The sequence below is a fragment of the Candidatus Saccharimonas aalborgensis genome (assembly GCF_000392435.1).
GTDB lineage: Bacteria > Patescibacteriota > Saccharimonadia > Saccharimonadales > Saccharimonadaceae > Saccharimonas > Saccharimonas aalborgensis.
Genome location: NC_021219.1, coordinates 711065 through 728495, shown reverse-complemented (window position 1 = coordinate 728495; position 17431 = coordinate 711065). Strand labels below are relative to the sequence as shown.

General features: G+C 47.6%; 20 protein-coding genes. 4 read left to right on the top strand and 16 right to left on the bottom strand.

The annotated features are described in order from the left end of the window. Position 1 precedes the first annotated feature (1 nt). The 11 genes from ileS to L336_RS03690 all read right to left on the bottom strand — a co-directional run bounded on the left by ileS (position 2) and on the right by L336_RS03690 (position 9644). Positions 2–2866 (bottom strand): isoleucine--tRNA ligase, encoded by a 2865-nt coding sequence (gene ileS, locus L336_RS03740; RefSeq protein WP_015641879.1) that lies wholly within the window; start codon positions 2864–2866, stop codon positions 2–4. A 273-nt stretch (positions 2867–3139) separates the two neighbouring features. Beyond that, complete coding sequence (locus L336_RS03735) at positions 3140–3652, bottom strand: DoxX family membrane protein (RefSeq protein WP_015641878.1); 513 nt, start codon at positions 3650–3652, stop codon at positions 3140–3142. A gap of 74 nt (positions 3653–3726) precedes the next feature. After that, the gene (locus L336_RS03730) at positions 3727–4356 is read right to left on the bottom strand and encodes a vitamin K epoxide reductase family protein (RefSeq protein ID WP_015641877.1); all 630 of its coding nucleotides are present in this window, start codon (positions 4354–4356) and stop codon (positions 3727–3729) included. Next, a complete protein-coding gene (locus L336_RS03725; protein WP_015641876.1) occupies positions 4340–4606 on the bottom strand; it encodes a hypothetical protein in 267 nt (88 codons plus the stop codon). The genes L336_RS03730 and L336_RS03725 overlap by 17 nt, the downstream gene beginning before the upstream one ends. A 2-nt stretch (positions 4607–4608) precedes the next feature. Continuing rightward, a complete protein-coding gene (gene nrdR / locus L336_RS03720; protein ID WP_015641875.1) occupies positions 4609–5064 on the bottom strand; it encodes a transcriptional regulator NrdR in 456 nt (151 codons plus the stop codon). A 14-nt stretch (positions 5065–5078) separates the two neighbouring features. Further along, positions 5079–6281 carry a cell division protein FtsZ gene (ftsZ, locus tag L336_RS03715; protein WP_015641874.1) on the bottom strand — a complete coding sequence of 401 codons (1203 nt, stop codon included), beginning with the start codon at positions 6279–6281 and terminating at the stop codon, positions 5079–5081. Positions 6282–6362: 81 nt separating this feature from the next. Next, the gene (gene ftsA / locus L336_RS03710) at positions 6363–7604 is read right to left on the bottom strand and encodes a cell division protein FtsA (protein ID WP_015641873.1); all 1242 of its coding nucleotides are present in this window, start codon (positions 7602–7604) and stop codon (positions 6363–6365) included. Positions 7605–7638: 34 nt separating this feature from the next. Next, positions 7639–8406 (bottom strand): type I methionyl aminopeptidase, encoded by a 768-nt coding sequence (gene map / locus L336_RS03705; RefSeq protein WP_015641872.1) that lies wholly within the window; start codon positions 8404–8406, stop codon positions 7639–7641. Continuing rightward, positions 8394–8945 carry an adenylate kinase family protein gene (locus tag L336_RS03700; RefSeq protein WP_015641871.1) on the bottom strand — a complete coding sequence of 184 codons (552 nt, stop codon included), beginning with the start codon at positions 8943–8945 and terminating at the stop codon, positions 8394–8396. The genes map and L336_RS03700 overlap by 13 nt, the downstream gene beginning before the upstream one ends. A gap of 21 nt (positions 8946–8966) precedes the next feature. Then, positions 8967–9422: a GatB/YqeY domain-containing protein gene (locus L336_RS03695; protein ID WP_015641870.1), complete on the bottom strand. Its 456-nt coding sequence runs from the start codon at positions 9420–9422 to the stop codon at positions 8967–8969. Between the two features lie 6 nt (positions 9423–9428). Beyond that, the gene (locus L336_RS03690; RefSeq protein WP_015641869.1) at positions 9429–9644 is read right to left on the bottom strand and encodes a small ribosomal subunit protein bS21; all 216 of its coding nucleotides are present in this window, start codon (positions 9642–9644) and stop codon (positions 9429–9431) included. Positions 9645–9752: 108 nt separating this feature from the next. On the opposite strand from L336_RS03690, the gene L336_RS03685 reads away from it, so the two are divergent. After that, positions 9753–10403, top strand: coding sequence for a hypothetical protein (locus L336_RS03685; protein ID WP_015641868.1), 651 nt, complete (start codon positions 9753–9755; stop codon positions 10401–10403). Positions 10404–10416: 13 nt separating this feature from the next. Here the strand turns inward: L336_RS03685 and L336_RS03680 are convergent, their stop codons facing one another. The 3 genes from L336_RS03680 to L336_RS03670 form a co-directional block, all read right to left on the bottom strand. After that, the gene (locus L336_RS03680; RefSeq protein WP_015641867.1) at positions 10417–12120 is read right to left on the bottom strand and encodes a single-stranded-DNA-specific exonuclease RecJ; all 1704 of its coding nucleotides are present in this window, start codon (positions 12118–12120) and stop codon (positions 10417–10419) included. Beyond that, positions 12120–12431: a winged helix-turn-helix domain-containing protein gene (locus L336_RS03675; RefSeq protein ID WP_015641866.1), complete on the bottom strand. Its 312-nt coding sequence runs from the start codon at positions 12429–12431 to the stop codon at positions 12120–12122. Before L336_RS03675 ends, L336_RS03680 begins: the two co-directional genes overlap by 1 nt. 77 nt (positions 12432–12508) lie before the next feature. Next, positions 12509–13165 carry a phosphoribosyltransferase gene (locus L336_RS03670; protein ID WP_015641865.1) on the bottom strand — a complete coding sequence of 219 codons (657 nt, stop codon included), beginning with the start codon at positions 13163–13165 and terminating at the stop codon, positions 12509–12511. Between the two features lie 51 nt (positions 13166–13216). Here L336_RS03670 and priA point away from each other — a divergent pair, with 51 nt between their 5' ends. The 3 genes from priA to fmt are packed head-to-tail and all read left to right on the top strand — an operon-like array spanning position 13217 to position 16606. Further along, a complete protein-coding gene (gene priA / locus L336_RS03665) occupies positions 13217–15154 on the top strand; it encodes a replication restart helicase PriA (RefSeq protein ID WP_015641864.1) in 1938 nt (645 codons plus the stop codon). Positions 15155–15186: 32 nt separating this feature from the next. Beyond that, entirely contained in the window at positions 15187–15759 is a 573-nt protein-coding gene (gene def, locus L336_RS03660; protein WP_015641863.1) for a peptide deformylase, read from the top strand. Beyond that, a complete protein-coding gene (gene fmt / locus L336_RS03655) occupies positions 15722–16606 on the top strand; it encodes a methionyl-tRNA formyltransferase (protein ID WP_015641862.1) in 885 nt (294 codons plus the stop codon). Before def ends, fmt begins: the two co-directional genes overlap by 38 nt. On the opposite strand, the gene L336_RS03650 is transcribed toward fmt, so the two are convergent. Continuing rightward, positions 16603–17052: a DUF5663 domain-containing protein gene (locus L336_RS03650; protein WP_015641861.1), complete on the bottom strand. Its 450-nt coding sequence runs from the start codon at positions 17050–17052 to the stop codon at positions 16603–16605. The genes fmt and L336_RS03650 overlap by 4 nt on opposite strands. A 39-nt stretch (positions 17053–17091) precedes the next feature. Continuing rightward, positions 17092–17409 carry a hypothetical protein gene (locus L336_RS03645; RefSeq protein WP_015641860.1) on the bottom strand — a complete coding sequence of 106 codons (318 nt, stop codon included), beginning with the start codon at positions 17407–17409 and terminating at the stop codon, positions 17092–17094. Between the last annotated feature and the right edge of the window lie 22 nt (positions 17410–17431).

Genomic DNA, 17431 nt, shown 5'->3' with positions numbered 1-17431 from the left:
CCTATGCTTTTTCTAGTGTGATTTCCAGATCACACCCATCAATTTTTACATTACTTGTGTGGGCATACTGTCCCGAACTACTCGATGGCTCAATTTGGAGCACTTCCTCAGCGATAGCGTCTCGAAATTCATAAATCGCTCTACTAAGCTCATCGTCACTTGTTGCAAATGATAGCCGTATCCTATCATCAACATTGAGACCAGCGTCTTTACGAGCAGCTTGCACGTGGCGCACGACTTCACGCATCAGACCTTCACGCTTCAGTTCTGGCGTGATCGTCTCGTCGAGCAATAGTTCCTTGCCGATTTTCACTTCTTTGACATTAAGTTCTTCTTGCAGAATACTCTCAAACTCGACATAGTCACGACGACCTGGCACCGTTATGCTTTGGAGCGGCTGACGTACTTTGATACCTGCTTTAGCACGCGAACTTAGCCCTTGGTTGACGTAGTCACGCGTCACATCCATGTCATTCATCACTGCATCGTCGACACGACCAGCCGGCAGCCAATCTTTGAGATGAATTGATTCATCATCACCCGTCAAATTGTGATACAGCTCCTCGGCTAAGAAGGGTGTAAACGGTGCGAGTACATACGCCAGGCGCACGAGCACATAATGCAGCGTCCGATAGGCATCGTTTTTGTCACCATCGTCTTCGGTCTTCCAAAAACGTCGTCGTGAGCGGCGCACATACCAGTTACTCGCATCGTCGATAAACGGTAAGATCGGACTCATGGCATCGGGCAAATTGTAACCATCCATATGCTTCTCTACTTCCGCCACGAGCTGATGCAAGCGGCTCACAATCCATATATCGAGTGGATTTTTAAGCGATTCGAGCGGATCACTGATCTCACCCTCGAACTCCCAGCCATCTACTTCTGCGTACATAGTGAAGAAGTCATACATATTCCATATCATGCTGAGTTTGCGCGCCACGTCACCCACTTCTTTGTCTTGGAGTGCAAAATCTTCCCCACTGAGGAGTGGGCTCGATAACAATAGGTAACGTAATGAGTCAGCCGAAAACTTGTCCATCAACTCATTTGTATCGGTATAATTCCCATAACTTTTGCTCATCTTGCGACCATCGTTTCCGGCCAACGTACCAGTTACGATAACGTTTTTAAATGAGTTCTCACCAAAGAGAGCAACGTTCAGAGCATGCATGTAGTAGAACCAGGCCCGCGTTTGTGCTATATATTCAACTATGAAGTCCCCAGGGAAGTTCGCCTCAAATTTTTCTTTGTTCTCAAACGGATAGTGAAACTGTGCGAACGGCATACTTCCTGCTTCGAACCAGCTGTCCATAACCTTGTCGACCCGAGCGTACGACACACCATCTAACTCAAACGTAACGTCATCAACCCATGGCCGGTGATAGTCATCGAGTTCTACGCCGGACAATTCCTTGAGCTCGGCATAGCTACCGACTACTTTGACGTGCTCTTTGCCGTCTTTATCGACACCTTTCCATACCGGCATAGCCGTAGCCCAAAACCTGTCACGAGAAATATTCCAGTCTGGAGCTTGTTCAATATTTTTTGCAAAGCGACCATACTTTACGTGAGCTGGAAACCAGTTTATCTTACTGTTTTTCTCGAGCATCTTCTCACGTTGTCCGTCGATGTCCATAAACCAACTTGGGTGGGCTCGATACATGAGTTTCGTGCCGCAACGATGACAATGCGGGTAGCTGTGACGGATGTAATCAATCGTCCAGACAACGCCACGCTCTTTCAAGTCCTTTGCGATCTGTTTGTTAACTTCCCAAACGTTCTGGCCTTTCCAGTCTCCTTCGGTAAAGTCACCATTTTCATCGATTGTATGAACGACGGGAATCTTTTTCTCGCGCGCTAGCGCGAAGTCTTCCTCGCCATATGCCGGCGCGATATGCACGATGCCGGTGCCATCTTCGTGACTGACATAGTCAGCAGACCATACTTTGTGTGCGCCTTCACCGCGATCAATGCCAAGTAGTGGCTTGTATGATTTACCGACAAGTTCTTTCCCCTTCATCTCGCGTATCACTTTATATTCTAGGGGTTGATGCTTCTCGTTCTGTAGGACCTTCGTCAGAAGTTCCTTTGCCAGAATGAATTTATCATCACCGACAGATACTTCAACGTAGATCAGTTTTTCGTTAACAGCAAGTGCAGTGTTAGCTGGAAGCGTCCATGGAGTTGTTGTCCATGCGAGCAGAGTACTACCGTCTTCTAGCTGAAATTTCACATATACGCTCGGGTCTGTTACATCTTGGTAGGCACCGGCGTCCATTGTGACCTCAGCTTTACTGAGTGGTGTGGCGTCGAGCGTGCAGTACATGAGCACTTTTTCGCCTTCGTAAATTTTGCCTTTTTCATACAACTCTTTGAAGGCCCACCAGACAGATTCCATGTAATCCTTGTCCATGGTTGCATACCCGCCCTTGAAATCCACCCAACGACCGATACGGTCGACTGTGTCTTCCCATTCACTACCAGTCTGAACCATGTTCGTACGACACGCTAGGATATATTTCTCGATCCCGTATTGAATCACTTCTTCGCGAGAATTGATACCGAGCTTCTTTTCTGTGTACCGTTCGGCCGGCAATCCATGAGTATCCCAGCCCCAGACGCGCTCAACGCGCTTGCCCTTCATGGTTTGATAGCGTGGAACCGCGTCTTTAATGACAGAAACTAGTAACGTACCGGTATGAGGAACACCGGTAATAAACGGCGGCCCATCATAAAACACATAGCTATTATCCTTTGGACGGTTCTCGATCGATTTTTCAAACGTTTTGTCCTGTTTCCACCGCGCCACCCAATCACGTTCGTATTCTAGTGCCCTTCGACGTGTGCCAGATTTGAATTTCATGACTAGATCTCCTTAAAATTAAAAATCCCTTTTTAGTCACTGGATCCCTTGCGGGAGGTACCATCCAGTTTCCAAAAAGAGATTCTTTTTAGCGCTTTATTGGTTCGATCTGTCGTGTCGATACCGGCCAGTTCTACTAGGAAAACTCTGTTCTTCTGGCGACTCGCGGCTGATAACCACTCAAACGTCTTGCCACTAGTATACAATAGCAGGCGCAAAATAAAAACATGGCCGTTTTTCGACCATGTTTTAGTGACGGATATTCTCGGCTTATTACCAAAGCCAAGGATTGTTCTTTGCAGCTGGTGTTTGAAGCCACGTGTCAATCAAACTCCATTTGCGTGGACCAAAGGCAAACACCCATAGCATCGTTGCATAGACGAGATGTTCGTCGACAACAGGGTTATTCGCCAGCGGTAACTCGGCAGCCCACATCATAACGAGAAGTGTTGTGCCCGCAACTGCAGCAACGCGTAGGCCAATCCCAAGAATCAATGCCATGCCGATACCTAGTAACCCAAGCATAAACAACCAGTCAACGAAAACATTGCCCGCTAAACTATGAAAAAAGTCTACAAATGGTCCTTTCGCATTGACACCAAATTTCAGAAAACCCATCGTTGGCGAAACACCGTCAAGCCATGCCTGTCCATGCTTTGTCGCAAAGCCAAGTCCCATTGTCTTGTCGAGAAATGCCCACAAAAAGACAAATCCCACCATGACTCGGGCAGCCGCAAGTGCATACCACGCCTTCTCATAATTTACCGTTTTTTTAGCTTTTGCCATATTACTTGCCCTCCTTAAAGCAAATGGATATACCTCCACTGTACGCTATATGTTGTAAAAAACAAAGCTTTTGCTTAAAAAAGTGCATTTCCGTACTTAACGACGATTGCGCCTACCAATAGAGACACAAGCGTAAAGAGAAGCGCTTTATCATAACTTTTTTCAACCCAGCGGTGAGCCCATTTCGATACGCTCGGGGAAAGATACAGGTTATTCTCGCGTATATTGTAACGAGTGATAGCAAACCACACAAATAGCGTCGTAGCTGTCACGAGCAGACACCAAGGACACAGTGCTCCGATCACAAAATAGCTCGTCGCAAACAGCCAGAGGGCAAATATCAGCCCTAAGCTATAGCAAATCTGCGCGACAAACATAAAGAGTCGAGGAAATTTCACACCAGCGAGACCTGCCACCGCAACCGTGATCACCACTGGTTCGGCAATCAATCCCAGAAAGCTGTTGGGAAATCCAAACAGGTGTGCAGAAGGATGAACACCGACAGCTCCGCAGTTAAGCACCGCATTGAAGTTGCAGCTGAGGACCGCATGGCTATTTTTGGCAAGTTCAACTGCTTCTACCGACAACACAAATGCAGCAATGAGACTACCGATCGCACCCACCAGCATACTAAGGAAAATCCATCGATCGTCACGAAGTTTTTTGTCTTCATGCGTAAAATAATCTTTAATCTTGTGAAACATAGTAACTCACCTCGCTAATCGTTGGAAGCGCTGTTCCTCGCCAGCTATTTTGGACCTGTCCATCATTACTTAGTGCGATAATTGTCGGATATTCAACGATGTCGTAGGATTGGCAAAAGGTCCCACCCGCTAAACTATCGGGGTCAAGTATCTCAACCTCTTTTCCCGTCTGGCGCTTAAAATCATTCAAGAATATCTCGACAGACCGTGCATAATCAGTTTCTGGCTTTGTAACCACCACAACTCTCATTATCAATTCCTGTCTTTTTTGCGCTGTTCAAGTATCTTTACGAAGTCATTCAACGTTTTGAACTTGTGAAATACACTGGCAAATCGCACGTAGGCAACTTCGTTGCGTTCAGCCAGTTCATCGAGAACCAGCTCACCAATTTGCCTTGATGTTACTTCGCTCTCACCCATCTCATACAGTGATTCCTCTACAGTATCAATAATCGCCGCAATTTCCTCTTGTCCTTTCAGGAACTTGCCAACCGACTTTGTAACGGCGCCTGTCAATTTGTCTCGATCAAATAATTCGCGTGAACCATCTTTTTTGATGACAGCTAGATTTGGATGTTCTATTCTCTCGTAGGTAGTAAATCGGTGCTTCCCATCCATTGTTTCGCGACGTCGACGAATAGTAATTCCATCAGCGGATTCACGCGATTCTAAGACCCGGCTGTCACCAATCTTAAAATTCAATGCCATATGTATGAGTACCCTTACGATTCTTTTGTTTCTTTACGTTTTTTTCGTCGACGCAAAAATGCTGGTGTATCATCCTCATCTTGTTCTTGAGGTTGATTCCATATATTGTGATCGGTATCGCTCGCAAAATGCTCGGCGGCATCCGTGTGGTTCAAGTTCATGTCAATGTTTCCTACCGCTTCGTCGACAGTATTATCCTGAGCTGCATCCTGAGACAAAGATGACCCAGCTAACGAAGGTGTTGCTTGCTGATGATAGTAGGCGCTATCAAACCCTGTTGCAATCACCGTAATAATAAGCTCATCCTCCAGCTCTGGCTTGAGTGTCGCACCAAAGATGATATTCGCGTCGGGGCTAACGGCGCTCGTGATAATCTCAGCAGCTTCCTGGATCTCACTCATACTCATGTCATAGCCACCGGTGACGTTAAAGAGTACTCCCTTAGCACCATCGATCGATACTTCAATGAGCGGACTTTCAATGGCCTGCTGAGCGGCCTGTGCGGCACGGTCATCACCGCTTGCTCGTCCGATTCCCATGAGTGCACTACCGGCGTTACTCATGATCGCCTTGACGTCAGCAAAGTCAAGGTTGATAAGTCCGTGTTCTGTGATCAATTCCGAGATACCCTGAACGCCCTGACGTAATACGTCATCTGCAATTTTAAACGTCTCGAGCAAAGGAGTCCGTCGATCAATCGTTTGCAGTAAACGATCATTCGGAATGGTTATCAGCGTATCAACTTGTTTGCCAAGTTGGGCAATTGCCCACTCTGCATTTGTCCGTCGTTTCTCTCCCTCAAAACTAAAGGGTTTTGTTGCCACTCCTACTGTCAAAATGCCTAGCTCTCGAGCAATTTCCGCTACTACATGACCAGCACCCGAACCAGTTCCACCGCCTGCTCCTATGGTGACAAACACCATATCTGCCCCTTCGAGCGCATCACGAATCTCTGTCACTGATTCTCGTGCTGCCGCCTCACCAACAGTAGGATCGGCACCCGCACCAAGACCATTCGTTGTGTTATGTCCAAGATGTATCTTTACATCGGCTTTTGAATTATGAAGTGCCTGAGCGTCGGTATTCATTGCAATAAATTGAACGCCTACCAATCCGGCGTCTTTCATCCTATTTACTGCAGACCCTCCTGCTCCTCCCACACCAACTACCTTGATGCTCGCAAAAGTCTGAATCTCACTCGGTTTTACTTCAGGCATGATTTACTCGTCTCCCCTTGATCATGATCGAATAACTATCTTGTTCTAGTATACCATTATTGTTCAGATAAAAGCCAGTCACTACGCCTTAAAACGACTGAGCAGTTTCGAGAGGATGCCTGATGCCTGCTTTACTGCCTTGGCACCATTTATGCGCTTACCGGTAGTGGGTTGCCGAACATTCGCATCGTCAACATCCACTAACATCAAGCCAACTGCTGTCGCAAACTGCGGCTCTTCTATTTGGTCAGCCACTCCTCCGAACCCGCCGGGTTTACCGACACGCACCGCTAACCCTAATTGTTCTTTTGCGTACTCCGCAATTCCTTTTAGTTTGGCACCTCCACCAGTTAGCACAACACCGCTCGGCAACTGTCCCGCCCTACCAGCCTTTTTCAACTCCTTTTGGACAGCCTCAAATAGTTCTTCAAGTCGTGCTTCGACAATCTCATCAATATCCTGGGTCGAAAACGACATCACTTCGCCGCCGTGTTTTACACTTACACCTTCGTTTTCTTTTCTTGATACAGCGACCGCATGGGTCACTTTTACTTTTTCAGCGAGCTCGGGATCAGCTTTGAGCCCAATCGCCAAATCATTAGTAATATTGGCACCACCTATCGGTATAATGCCAACGTATTGTAGATCACCCTCTTCAAATACGGCTACACCGGTCGTGGCTCCGCCGATATCAACAACCGCCACGCCGCTTTCAATCTGTTGCTCACCAAGCGATGCTTTGGCAGCCGCCAGCACTGATACGACAAGGGCATTGGGGTGGACGGTCGCCATTTCGGCTGCTTTTTGCAAACTAGAAACATACGGACTCAGTGCCGAAATAACATTTGCATCTATCTCTAGGCGAGTACCCGACATACCGAGAGGGTCTTTTATGCCCGTCTGGCCGTCGAGTATGTAACTATGCGGCACAACCTCTAGGATTTCGCGGTTAGCGGGCACCTTGCCTGTTGTAGCTACTTCTTCGATGCGTCGTAAATCTTCACTATTGATTTCATGATCTGCCATCCCGACAGCAATCATACCGTCGGCTTTCGTACTAAGTATGTGCGAGCCATTAATACTCATCGTGGCATCGTTTACCTCGTAACCACTCATTCGTTCGGCCTCACCAAGCGCCTCATCGATCGCATGTGCTGGACCGGCGAGATTTACTACTGTTCCTTTTCTCATTCCTGTGTTTGGCGCTTGTCCGACTCCCACGATCGTAGGGGTTCCGGTCGCCGGATCGACGTGTCCCACCACGCAACGAATCATCGTTGTTCCGACATCAATACCGACTGCATATCGATTTTGTTCTTGCATATACCGCTATTATAGCATAGCGCTTACGGATACCTTATACTGCTAACGTTAAGATTTCTGCACCGTTTTCAGTAATCAGAACAGTGTGCTCGAAATGAGCCGCAAGACTCCCGTCGCGCGTCACATATGTCCACCCATCATCAAGTTGCGCAATCGCTTCACCCCCAAGTGTTGCCATCGGCTCAATCGCGATGGTATCGCCAGGTTTCAGTAGTACCCCCGTACCTTTTCGGCCATAATTTGGTATATCGGGTGGCATGTGCATCGAGAGCCCGACACCATGACCCACCAACTCACGGATAATTCCCAATTTTGACGCCCGCAATACTGCCTCAATGGCAGCAGAAATATCGCCAGTATAGACCGGTCCTTTAATCGCATCGATTCCCGCATAGAGGCTACGCTCTGTTGCGGCAAGCAGGTGCTTGGCTGCCCCCGTCGGCTGCTCATCAACCATCATCGTAAAGGCGCTATCGGTCTCCATTTCTTTATAGGTTATGACAAGATCAAAACTCACAATATCACCCTTTTGCAGCACATAATTGGTCGGGATACCATGCACAATCTCTTCATTTACACTGATACAGATCACTCCTGGAAAGTTTACATCTTCAGTAAGGTATGTTGCGCTCGCACCATAGTCAGCAATTTTCTGCGATACAAACGCATCGATCTCTTTTTCCGATAGACCTGCGTGAACATAATCCCTAAGATCAGCAAAAATACGAGCTAAAATACGACCACCTTGACGCATTGCCTCGATTTGTACCGGCGTTTTTTGGCCGGTGACTAATTCTGGCATACCTCACTTACCTCGGCGTAGATACGATCATGGACTTCGCCTGCAGTTCCGGTGCCGTTGAGGTGGAGGATCCTGATGCCCTCCTCCGCAAAGATACCGAGTACCGGATACATTTTTTGACGATAAATTGTCATACGCCTAGCGATTGTCTCTGGCGTATCTTCCATGCGACCACGTAATTCAAGACGTTTCATAATTTCTGCTTCTGGAACTTCAAGCACAACTACCAAATCGATGGACTCATTATTTTTCTCGAGATACTTTGCTAACCACGCAGCCTGCTCTTTAGTGCGTGGGAAGCCATCGACGATGATATTCTTGAAATGCTTAGCCTTCGCATCCTGAACAGCCTTATCGAACACGTCATAGGTTAGCTCATCACTGACAAGTTCACCAGATTTCAAGACGGCAATTACTTTTGGATCATCACTTGCGCGCAGCATTTCACCGGTACTCAGCCATTTCCATCCCTGACGGACGGCAAGCATCTGACCTTGCATACTTTTCCCCGCACCAGTTGGACCAAACAAAAGAATCATTCCGTATCTCCCTTCGTATTTCTACTTTGCTAATGTCTCTTTGACAATTGCTGCAATCAATGCACCGTCGGCAGTATTCCCTGCCGTTTGTTTTACCGCCCCTATTACCTGACCCATGGCAGATGGATCATTCACACCAAGCTCGGTAACTTTTGATTCGACAAGCGCGCGTATATCGGCTTCGCTCATCTGTTCCGGCAAAAACTTCGCAAGCACTGCCGCTTCGTTTTCCTCGGGTTCCGCTAGCTCAGGTCGGTTATTGTCGCGATAAAGCTTAGCACTCTCGTTACGCTTTTTTACTTCGCGAACGATTACTTTTTCAATTTCTTGATCGCTTAGCCCGACATCTCGTTTATTTTGCGCCACCTCTTCATTGAGGATCGCCGCCCTGAGATTTCGCAGCGTCTCGCCCTCAAAACGATTGCCGCCAAGTAAGGCGGCTTTCATTTCATCGGCGATGCGGTCTTTGAGGGCCATACGCTGCTAGCGGATTCCTAGTCGCATCTTTGCTAGCTTATCGGCTTTGCGCTCTTTACGAATAATCGCCTTTGCGCGACGCTCAGTCTTGCTGAGTGGTTTACTAAAACGCATGGCTGCTTTTGCTTCAGCGAGTACGCCGCTCTGCAACACCTTGCGGTTGAAGCGACGAATAATGTTTTCGTTCGCCTCTCGTTCATCTTTACGTGTAACTTGTACCATATCGCTCACATTGTAACAGATTAGTTGTCTCTATGCAACGATCTAACGCTCGTCTTTTTGGTGATACAGTGGTTGACTTTATTTAATACTTATGCTATAATTAATACCATGAGTAGCATTCGTGAACATCTTGACACAAGCACAATTCATCGCCTTCAAGAAGTTGCAGACCCAAAAAGAACCGCAGCTGCTATGGCACGCATTGCCGGTGCCCCTATAAAAACAGAGAGCCTAGCTCAAGCAGATGCCAGCAAGGTGGGGTTTGAACCAAAACTACCAGCTACAGATATGGTGTCTCAACAAGAAAGACCCGTCCCCCGTCCTCGTCCCCTCGCTCCAGGTGTGCGCTATGTTCGAGTACCAAGCATACAGGAGATACTAGCTGCAAAAAGTGCAGCAGCCGAAGAAAGACGTTTGGCTGAAATCGCTGCGCTGGCAGCCGAGCAGCAGGCAGAGCTTGCTGCCGAACGTAAGGCGGCTATAGAAGCAGCGTATATTGCTGATCACCCCGATGAATTCAATAATCCTTGGGAAGACTACCGTGAGGAACATGGGTTAGACGATCTGAGTTACCCACAGCTGGTAGCCGACGAGATACGTAGCGGACATGCAGCCTACCAAAGAGATCGGCGCAGAACTGCAGATACAAGAGATTACGACGGCATTGTCCCCTTTGACACAACCGATGACACCTCAGACGATGAAATTTCCGACCCTCTCAACGGTTTTTCGGTCCGCGATCCTCGACCTTCGCAATAATCATCCGATCTCTCTACTCTTCTCCGCTATCTTTTCCCATTTCTAGCCTGACAAGTCTTCCTTCAACTCGTTTTACACCTCGCCATTCATTCAGTAGTGGTTGTATCCACACCGATACTACCTCGCCGGGTTCAACAAACCATGACTCATCAGCCGAAAAAGCGACAACATCTAGCCCTCCTCCTAGATAATCTTGTAGTGACAATTTGAGGTGCTGGCCGTCATTCCCCATGCGACGTATCGAAACAACCTGGACCGCATCAATTTTTACTATCGGCTCAGGGTTACCATTGCCAAACGGTTCTAACTGACTAATCTCATGTAGCAGGCCTTCGTTTAGTTGCGCGAAGTCTGCCGTTACCACATCCTCACTCAGTAATAACAAGGGAGGCTGAGGTGGTAACTGCAAAGAGCGAAAATAGTCATTGAGATGCTTCCGAAACGCCTCGATATTTTTTGTTGGCAACGTTACACCGGCAGCTAGCTTATGTCCTCCGCCTTTTGTGATCAAACGATCCGCTGCACGAATTGCATCTGCTGCTGAGAAACCACCATAACTTCTCGCAGAACCTTTTGACTCACCGCCCATTTCCTGCAGGACGAAGGTGGGTTTTTTGTATTTTTCAAGTAATTTCGCCGCGACAATGCCCACAATGCCATGGTTCCAGTCGGGGTGACTGACTACAAGCACCGGATCACCCTTGTACGTTTCAGCCTGTTTAGTGGCCAGCTTATGGATTTCATCCTGTTCCGCCCTGCGCTGTTTATTTAAGGCATCGAGTAGTTCAGCCTTTTCAAGCGCCTCGAGACCATTTGTTGCCAGTAACATCTCCTGCGCATGGCGGGCTGTTTCCAGACGACCAGCAGCATTGAGACGCGGTCCGAGCATAAACCCAAGACTTCGAGCGTCTACCTTACTTGGCTCAACCCCACTTACTGCCATAAGCGCCTTGAGACCAGGCCGCCGCGTCTTTGCAAGCACTTTGAGTCCCCAAAATACGTGCAAACGATTCTCGTCAACGAGCGTCACGACATCACAGATCGTACCAAGTGCAACCAGATCAAGAAGCCACTTTTCCTGACCATATGGCAGGCCATCGAGACGTGTTTGCAGCGCCTGGATAAGCTTAAACGCCACACCTACCCCCGGAAGATCGAGAAATGGGTAAAGTGGTTTTGTTTTCATTTGTCTTGTCAGCATCATACCGTGGTAGCGACGAGGATTATCCTGGAGCAACCGCTTCGGATTAACAACTGCTATAGCTGGAGGCTGTGTCAAAGCCACATTATGGTGATCTGTTACGATAACATCGACGCCAAGCTCGTTCGCGCGCACGATTTCTTTTTCGCTCAAACTGCCGCAGTCTACAGTCAGTATGAGTTGAGCGCCGCTCGCCGCGATACGCTCCACCGCGTCGACCGTCATACCGTAACCCTCAACAAAACGATTGGGAATAAACGTCTCCACAAACCGAAAACCAAACTGACCTAGCGCATCGACGAGGAGAGTTGTTGCCGTCAAACCATCAATATCATAATCACCATAGATCGTAATACGCTCCTGTTTTTCGCGCGCCGCCACGAGACGATCGACCGCTTTTGCCATATCCGGCAACAGAAACGGGTCGTGTCTCTTCCCATAGTCGGGATGCAAAAAAGACTCGCGCGTTGCATCTTGCAACCCGCGAGCTCGCAGAATCTCTTCAAATAATGACATTATGGCTGGATATCAGTTGAGGTGCGCTTCGGTCGACCAGCACTCGTTTGTTGCTGTGACTTTATAACGATGCTCTGAAGCTCCTTGAAAATCGGAAACTGTTTATTTGTCGAGTATATTTTGGTATTACCTTGCTTCTCGCCAGTCAAAAAACCGACTTTTTCGAGACGTTTCAGCTCACGCTGGATATTACCCGGATCTTCCTTGATCAGCTTTGCAAGCCCGCGGACGTGAGTATGGAAATCAGGGTACTTTGCGTATACCACCACTATCTTTCGGCGTACCCTTGATGTAATGAAAACGTCTAGCATCGAACCCTTTCAGCTCACTTCCCTATAAATACTGTTGCTTTTTATTCTACATTTCTGTGAATGTCTTTGCAACCCTTTTAGCGCCAATTGAGAACGATTTGGTTAATTTTTGCTACCGTCTCCTCGTGCGACGGTATCTCATTATCCTCAAAGTAGTGGTTTATTCCCAAAAAGTTCTCCTTCACATCGAGGATATGGAGCTCGTCTGCAGCGACGTGAAGCACGTCAACAGCGGCAACCGTCGCTACGGCGGCAGCAATGACAAGTCGCTGAACACGTATGGGTTTAAGATAATCGATTGCGACACTGATGATCGAGCCATCTGCAAATCCATCGGCCACCAGAATAATAGTTCGGTTGCGAAGTAAGTCTTCGTCGATCATTCCTCCCTCACCAATGAGCCGGTTAATCCGATTGAATGCAAGGCGCTTTTGCTCATCAAGATATCCATGAAATTCACTTGTATATTCATCTATCTCACCCTGCGAAAACATCCCATTATAGGTAAAGTTTCCTCCTTCTGACACCGCGCCAAAGCTCGTTGACTCACCAGGCACATCAATATTCTCTGTGACAAGCATGGTCAAAACACAGTGGAGTTGAGATGCTATTTGTTCACCCACCAATACCCCACCATCACTCAGTGCAAGAACAACGCAGTTTTCGTAGCGATATTTTTCTATTAGCCGAGCGGCGATTAGTTGCCCAGCCTGCGCTCGTGTCTCAAAATACATATGCTTAGCATACCAGTTCGTCGGATATCACGGCAAGGTATAATAGGCTTCATGTACTATTACGAGGTAGCCCCTGTGCGCATTATTCGCGCCAAGCAAGCGTGCTTTACCTATCACCATGACCAAATCTTATCTATCGGCCAGTTGGTGAGTGTTAGCGTCGGCAAGCAAATCTTAACAGGAATTATTATTCGTAATGTCTCTCGACCAAACTATGAGACAAAAGTAATTTCTTCAGTACTACCCTTGCCACCGATTCCAAAGCAACTCATTGATACCGCATGCTGGATGAGTAGCTACTATGCGACTCATCTCGCAACCGTCTTACAAATGGTCTTGCCTCGGGGTATCACAAAAAAAAGGCGCATCTCAGCTTCCCGCGACCTTAGTTTCTCACGAGATCGAACACATTTTTTACTCAATGAAACGCAGTCCCTGGCTGTAGATACTCTGAACTCAATAGAAGTTGGTACGGCAATCTTGCACGGTGTTACTGGCAGCGGAAAAACTGCAGTTTATATTGAGCACGCCAAACACATCCTATTGAGAGGCAAATCAGTTATCGTCCTTGTCCCAGAAATCGCGCTTACTTCACAACTGCTCGCAGAGTTTCAACAGCATTTCCCCTCTATTATTGTTTCTCACTCTCAACAGACAGAAGCAGAGCGGCATCGTGTATGGCAACAGGTCTTGGATAGTCTTAGCCCGGTCATTGTTATCGGACCGCGATCGGCGCTATTCCTCCCTATTAAATCAATAGGCGCTGTCATCGTCGACGAAGCTCACGAGCCATCATACAAGCAAGATCAAGCTCCCCGTTATTCTGCACTTCGTGTTGCAAGTGTGCTAGCACGTGCTCACGAGGCACACGTGATCCAGGGGACTGCAACACCACTGGTAAGTGAATATTACCTCGCATCGATGGCACATCAACCCGTGCTCACCATGCGAGAGCGTGCTGTTAAAAAAACTCTTGAACCAAACATAGAAGTTGTAGATATGACCAATAAAGCCCTTTTTCGTCGCCATCGTCTCTTCTCAGACTCTCTCATTCAAAACCTTACCGAAACGCTTGCCGCCGGTCATCAAGTCTTGCTTTTTCACAACCGAAGAGGGAGTGCTGCAATCACCCTCTGTGAACACTGCGGCTGGTCAGCCCTCTGTCCCGTCTGTGGTACCCCCCTCACTCTCCACGCCGATCTGCATCGATTGCAATGTCATGTGTGCGGCAAAAATAATAGAGTGCCTACTGCATGTCCGAGTTGTCATGGCGCCGAAATTATTCATAAAGGGATTGGCACAAAGCTAATTGAATCAGAAATTGCAAAACTTTTTCCAGAAAAAGTTATTGCAAGATTCGACGGTGACACCCAACTTGCCACAACCCTCGAAAAGCGCTATCAGGAGCTTTACGATGGGAAAATCGATATTATCATTGGCACGCAAGTAGTGGCAAAAGGCCTTGATCTACCTCACCTTAGGACGGTAGGAGTTATTCAAGCCGATGCCGGGCTCAGTCTCCCTGACTACATAGCGAGCGAGCGGACCTTTCAGTTGATCAGTCAGGTGATAGGAAGAGTTGGTCGATCAGCGCATAAGACATCAGTGATTTTGCAAAGTTATCAACCCGATCATCCCGCCATCAAGCTGGGTATCACCCAAAACTACCAAGAATTTTATCAGACGACTCTCTCCGAACGGCGTGGCCGAGGATTCCCACCGTTTACCTATCTATTAAAGCTTACCTGTATCTACAAAACTGAGAGAGCGGCCATCCGTAACTCGCAACAGTTAGCCAATACAGTCAAAAACTCGTTTCCACACGTTGCCGTCCTCGGACCAACTCCCGCGTTTTATGAACGACAATATAATTCCTACCGGTGGCAACTATTGGTTCAGTCAAAAAAACGTTCAACACTACTTGAAATTGTTTCTATCGTGCCGCCCTCGCATTGGCAAGTCGATCTTGACCCCTACACGCTACTGTAAAATACTTACTATCATCTGTTATACTGTGATAAGTGAAAAAAGATGCCATTATTACACTACCAAATCCTCACCTGCGCCAAAAATCTCGACGCATCCATGTTGTAACTGACGATATAAAAAAGTTAGTCCGCGATATGACCGATGCTAGTCTCGACTGGGAGGACTCACGTCCCCACGAGATCAGTGCAGCGCTCGCTGCAGTTCAGGTTGATCAGCTCGAACGTGTCGTGATCGTACGAAGTGATTTCGATGACAAAAGCGTGCGTGAGTTCATACCGCTTATCAACCCCGAGATCGTCAAGCTCGAAGGAGAAATCACACTCGCCGAAGAAGGCTGCCTTAGTGTAAACGGCTACTATGGCAAAGTACCTCGTCATTCAAAAGTTCGTATCAAAGCACTCAATCTCGAGGGTCACGAGGTCCGCTTCAAAGCCGAAGGCTTCTTGGCACGAGTTCTCCAACATGAGATTGATCATACCAACGGTATCTTATTTGTCGACCATATTAAGGACAACAAGGATGCCTTTTATCGACTCGACTCGAAAGGCGAGCTAAAACCACTCAACTATGAAAAAGATGTCGCCCGTAGTGTTCTTTGGGACTGAGGACTTCAGTCTCTACAGCCTCAAGACTCTTATTGAAGCAGGATTCCCTGTTGTGGCAGTTGTCACAAAACCCGATACAAAACGTGGACGTGACAGAGCCCTTACTCAACCCGCCGTGAAATCCTACGCCGAGGAACACGGTGTATTAGTTTTGCAACCGAGTAACCTCAGCGATATAACTCAGTATATTGGCTCACTTTCATCACCTGTTGGAGTGCTTGCCAGTTACGGAAAAATTATCCCGCAATCAATCCTTGATCTTTTTTCTCCGGGCATTATCAATATTCACCCCTCATTATTACCAAAATACCGAGGACCTTCCCCTATCGAGGCCGCCATCGAGCATCGCGATAGCCATACCGGCGTTAGCATCATGAAGCTTGTTGCCAAGATGGACGCCGGCCCTATATACACACAGGCTCCCTACGCTCTGGACCAAACGGAGTCAAAACCTGAACTATACAACACACTCGGACTCATGGGCGCAAATCTACTAGCACACACTCTTCCGTCGATAGTTGATGGCTCATTACAACCCACTCCACAGAACGAGAGTGAGGCAACATATTGTCCTCTTTTATCGAAAAAGGAATCGTTGCTCGACCCCAAAAAAATAACTCCTGGTGATGCAGAAGCGCGCATTCGTGCACATCTTGGGTTCCCGCGCACACGAATGACGATCGCCGGTCACCAGATTATTGTCACAAAAGCACACGCCGTGATGAGCAAAAGAACTCCACTCGACATTCAATGCAAAAACGGTGCTTACCTCTCGATAGACGAACTCATCGCTCCAACCGGACGTACCATGGATGCTAAGGGTTTTATCAATGGCTACTTGCGCTAGGCCGCAATCTGCTGCGATCCAGGTTGATCAATACCGAGGATTGCATCGCGATTAGCGATAATCTCAGCTTTGAGCTCTTCCATTGTTGAGGCGACGACCTGCTTATAGTCTGGCCGATTCAACCCCAGCCAACGAAGTGAGGCATACTCTGCAAGCACAACAAGTGGGGGGATATTTGCAGGCGCGCCAGCTTGTAATTGTTTGAAGACGGCATCTTCCTGATAGTTGGGTACATGACCAGCGATCCACTCATTCACCCTTGCTTCGTCGCGATCAATAAATGATTCAAACTCTGCTAGCTGAGCGTCGCTCAGACCCTCACTCAGCCTCGTTCCAACGCGAAGTTCAAGCTGTTCACGAAAGTGATCAAGAAAAGCCTTTTTCTGATCCTCGGGGAGGCTCCCGAGACCCACATCTTGCAAAAACTTATCATCCAATTGAAACATATTGCCAATTACTCCTTAAAAATCAGTATAGCACACTTGTTATGCAGAAGGTTGATCGCCCGATTCGGCCGCTTCGGCGGTTTGACCTTGAGAAGCATTTTCGGTGTCACTAGCTGAAATACGTGCATCGACTTCATAAAGCAGATCGAGCATCGCATCCATCTTCTTGTCATCAGACTCTAGTGACGATGCGGTCTCGTATGCTCGATGGAATAATTCTGGTGAACTATCGCCTGAATGGATTAGTCCGATAAGTATATCTATTTTATCCTCAGCAGACGCATTACCGTCTAAAGCTAGTTGTCTCGTTGTATCGACTATTTGTTCGCGTAGCGCAAGTAGCTCATCTCTATTCATCACTAACCTTCCCTTTTATACT